The organism is Fannyhessea sp. C0108B2, assembly GCF_056583915.1.
The window spans coordinates 1-4520 of the sequence record NZ_JBWPJQ010000014.1 but is presented as its reverse complement, the minus strand read 5'-3'; the positions used below and the strand labels follow the sequence as shown (position 1 = coordinate 4520).

Here is a 4520-nt window from a genome sequence, read left to right as displayed (position 1 = left end):
AACCGTTTTTTGCTTCCTACGGATAATTTGGCAACATTTCATTCCAGTACTTGTCCGGTTTGCATTCATGCATTTGGCGGCTTGTGAACCAAGTGTTTGGCGGCATTTTAGCTGGATCTTTGGGGATTTGAATGCGCTAACATCACCTGCAGCTTATTTTTGCATTCTATCTTTGTTATAAGACGTTGGTATCTAGCGGCTGCTTTTTATAGGTTGGCAAGTACATCTTTTGTGTACAACTGAATGTCTCGAGGAGAATTCATACCGTAATGCTTTTTGATTCCCAGAAAATAATTGCCAATCATGCGTTTATTGATAATTATTTCCGTTTCGGAACTTAATCTAAGTACATTGTGAAGGATAAGCTTGTGTGATTCAGCTCTATTTAGAAATAATTCCATAACGGGCATATTTTGAAGTCGGATATACAAAATGAATTTACACCAACGTGAGAGCTTGATCACTCAACGCGGGTGATTGCCTGTTTATTGTTTGACAACGTATACCAAATGTATCATAATCGTCTTAAAAGGAGCTGATACTATGGCAACAAGTCCCACTCAAATTCGTATTGATAGTACTGTCAAAACAGAAGCAAATGAACTGTTTAGCGAACTTGGCATCGATATGTCAAGTGCCGTAAACATCTTCTTACGCCAATGCATTTTACACAGCGGCCTTCCATTTAAAGTAGAAGTCCCAAAGTATAATGCCGAAACACTGGCCGCGATGCAAGAAGCCAGAAGAATTTCCAGAGACCCTAACGTACCATCATATTCTTCTATGGAAGACCTTAAGAAAGCGTTGTTACAAGATGATGTATAACGTTAAGTTCACAAACGCATATAAGAAAAGTTATAAGCGTATGGCTAAACGCGGAACTGATCTTTCTATTTTAGATGAAGTAGTAGATAACCTAAGACAAGGTATTGCACTTGATCCTAAATACAAAGACCATATGCTTAAAGGAAAATTCAACGGTTTTCACGAATGTCACATTAAGCCAGACTGGTTGCTTGTTTATCTGCTAGAGGATGATATTCTCACCCTCACTCTTATTGATACTGGCAGTCATACAGACCTATTCGACATGTAAGTGCAAGATACTCTTTCGTCTGACGAGTAACTTTTATCTTATACTCATCCATTAAAGACCCTGTTCAAGCTCTTCAAAAACCTCATCTATTGGATAACTATCGCCACAAACCGCCCGATCATAGTCTTTAGACATCAAAGCATATATCATGGGTGGATGCCAAGATTTTCAAGAACTACATGGTTTCTGGCTATAGCACAAAGTACTGGAATAGTCTCGTGTCCAATGTCCGTAGCGATTTCATTGCTGAAGGCTTCACAAGCGATGTTACTATAAAATCATATGGGCTTCATCTACGCCGAGAGTGGTGGATAGTTACGGGTTGCCCAACATACCAGAAGCCACCTTGATTGGGATGGTGGATGGCCAGACTCAAATAGCAAGGGAACATACTATCATGTATGCTGTTAAAGGGAATAAGCTACTGCTAGTACCAGTGCGTACAGATTATGAAAACATTCTAATAGAACCAGAGCACGTATTTAATAGAACCAGCGTACGAACGAATTCGTTGAGACAGAAAACTGATGTGTAATCCTTTTGTACTAACCCACTGCAATTTTTAACGTGTTAACAAAAGGTTCAAGTAGCGTGATGCTTGTGAAACATACAACACAGAAAGCAAACAGTTTCAGAGTACAAAAGGAAAAGTTTCAGTTTTCGTCCAAATTGCATTGTATCCAAGAGTTAAGAAACTAGAGCATATACTTTCTAACGCTCGGCAACTTCAAACGATAGCATGACATTTCCAACACTAATACAATACCGTAGGAAATTTTATAGCCTAAAGAATTTTACAGTCTAAACTAATTGCAAACTGAAGGTAATATGAAAAATAACAAAAAATGATAGAATTTTAAATGTACACATTGAGATAGAGAGTTTTGTGACCAGTGTTGGCAAAACTTGTCATAGCATTCTCTCTATTTATTTGTTAAAAGGTTCATTAAAGATTAGGGAAAACTAAGGAGATTGTTATGGCAACGGTTAACCCTTCAAAACATACATCATCAAAATCTTCCAGAAAACATTCTGCGTACAAAGTACACACGCTGCCGCTAGCAACAACGGCTGCTTTACTGACAGCGGCAACCTGCTTAGGCGGCCAGCCTGCCTTGGCTGCTCAAGCAACCACAAATGTTACACCAACACAGACTGCACCAGCTAAAAAGCCTACGAATGGCACGGTTACTAAGTATCAAGATCGCGAATATGTTCCACTAGGCGACAAGAAACCTTGGTTGCAGCATCCAAATATTCTTGAATTTAGAAGATTACGCGGTAGAAACAGCGATGCAACAGAAATAAAATCAGACGTGGAAGGATCTGATACCAATTGGAAAGCTGTTAATGATAAAACAGCTATGTATGCGCATGTGGAAACACGTGACAACTCTGACTATCTTGTTTTCGATGTTTTCTTCAACAATAATGCTAAGTCAATGATATCTAAATCTGACAGGCAATGGTACTTATGGCAGGTACCATATGCGATTGCAGACTTGGATTCAAATGGGTTATATAAATCTGATACGGTTACTAATCTTAGATACGATGCGTACAGACCGAAAAAAGAAGGTCACATTCTTTCGCAAGATCCGGAAGCCTTTCAGAAAGATGATTCCCTATCATTTTCGGTACCTGACATGAGACAAAAAGATGTGCATTTTGGAAAAGATAAATATGCTCTTTATCAGGTAGGTATAGGACTTAATCCTAATAAAGTTAATGACGATTTAGATCAAATCTTCCATAAAAACGGAAATGACCCTCTTATTAGCCGAATGGCTGGAGATCAAACAACGTATGCTTTTTATAATCCGCAGTATAACAAAAATTACGGTTTGGGTATAACAGTTGCTAAACCGTATGACAATGTTGCGTATCATATGCATGCAGAATTAAAGCTTCGTCCAGGAGCTATTAATAAAAACGCAGACAATTATAACGACAAGTATGCAAACATTCAAAACGCATGGACATGGGCAAATAGCGGTTCTTATGGAGCAACTACAAGTTCTGCATACACAGTTATTTCTGGTAGAGACCCAGAAAACGATGAAGACAAAGATGGTAAATTAAAGCGCAATAAAACCGACAGCATAGCGCCAAAAATTTATTACAATGGCAATGAAATAACCGACGACAATCAGACCATTAATCTTTATAAAGGCGATACACTAAGCTTCACTACCACCGATGACAAGGGTTATATTGAGAAGTTTAGTATTTCTGGTTTAACGGACACTCCTATAACCAAGCAAGGCCCTGGAAGCGAAAACACACCGCTTTCATCAGGCGACATCACTGTTACTAAAAACATGAAAAAAAAGGAAGTAACCATTACTTCCGAGGATGGCTCTGGCAACGTTACCACACGCAAAGTTAAAGTCACAGTTACTACAAGGCCAAAACTTGCTAAAGTACATCCTCTTACCGGTAAAACCATTAATACTACCGTTGGTGAAAAATTACCGCCATTGACAGACATTGACAAATTTGTTGATATTAAAGACAAAGCCAATCTTAAAGAGAAGCCAACATTAACGTGGAATGGCCGCGATTCTGTTCCAAAAACTGATAAAGATGGTGCATTTGATACAGTTGGAGTATTTAAACATAGTATTAAGGGAGAATACTCTGATAAGTCCACGAGTATAGCAAAACCAGTTGTAACCATCAATGTTAAACCACAGAAGCCAGTTATCGACACTGATCTGACTAATCTTGCTGGAAAGAAAGGGCAGAAAGTAACAGTATCTGTTGGAAGCGGTATTCCTAAGGATGATAAGATTACTACAACAGTTAAACTGTTTGATAAAGATAACAATGAAATCGGCTCTACTACAACGATTAACGGCGATAAAGCGGAGATTACTGTTAAGGATGGAATTCCTGAAGGCGACGTGTATGCAACAACGACTGTCACGAAGCCTGAAGAAAAGACTCTTAAAGTAACAATTTCAGGATTTGAACTAACTTCAGAAAACAGTGATAAAAAACAAGCTACTGCGCCTAAGGATGCTCAAGACCCAACAATTACTGCTACTTCATCGCCTGTAACAGTTGGGCAAGATCTGAAGATTCACATTGTTGCTACAGATGATGTGAAGGTTGAAAAAATCAACTATATAGACGCGCTAATGGGCGCCAATCTGCTTCAACAAGCTGATATCCTTAGTGGTCGTGCGAGTGTTTCAAAAACCACTGACACTGATCAGGAACAAGTGTTGGATCTCACTGTTACGAAGATGCTGCCGAAGGAAGTTGGTACACATACTATAACCTTCACGGTAACCGACTCGGCAGGAAAAACCGGTAACGTAACTCTAACCATAACCGTGAAACCAGCTGTTAGCGAGCAGAAAGCTGAAAACAAGACTGGTAAAGACAAGACAACCGTGAGCGGTAAAACCACTCCAGG

The 4520-nt window shown here is 39.1% G+C and carries 3 protein-coding genes; all 3 read left to right on the top strand.

All coding sequences use genetic code 11. From position 1 onward, the window contains the following. Window positions 1–543 precede the first annotated feature (543 nt). Window positions 544–825, top strand: coding sequence for a type II toxin-antitoxin system RelB/DinJ family antitoxin (locus AC1DBT_RS05890; protein ID WP_480018998.1), 282 nt, complete (start codon window positions 544–546; stop codon window positions 823–825). Next, window positions 815–1096 carry a type II toxin-antitoxin system YafQ family toxin gene (locus tag AC1DBT_RS05885; protein WP_480018997.1) on the top strand — a complete coding sequence of 94 codons (282 nt, stop codon included), beginning with the start codon at window positions 815–817 and terminating at the stop codon, window positions 1094–1096. Before AC1DBT_RS05890 ends, AC1DBT_RS05885 begins: the two co-directional genes overlap by 11 nt. A 977-nt stretch (window positions 1097–2073) precedes the next feature. Beyond that, on the top strand, window positions 2074–4520 hold a 2447-nt coding region (locus tag AC1DBT_RS05880), incomplete at its 3' end, for a hypothetical protein (RefSeq protein ID WP_480018996.1).

Excerpts from the sequence above, each read along its gene's own strand:
- AC1DBT_RS05890 (WP_480018998.1), top strand. The coding sequence starts at position 544 with ATGGCAACAAGTCCCACTCAAATTCGTATTGATAGTACTGTCAAAACA.
- AC1DBT_RS05885 (WP_480018997.1), top strand. The coding sequence starts at position 815 with ATGATGTATAACGTTAAGTTCACAAACGCATATAAGAAAAGTTATAAG.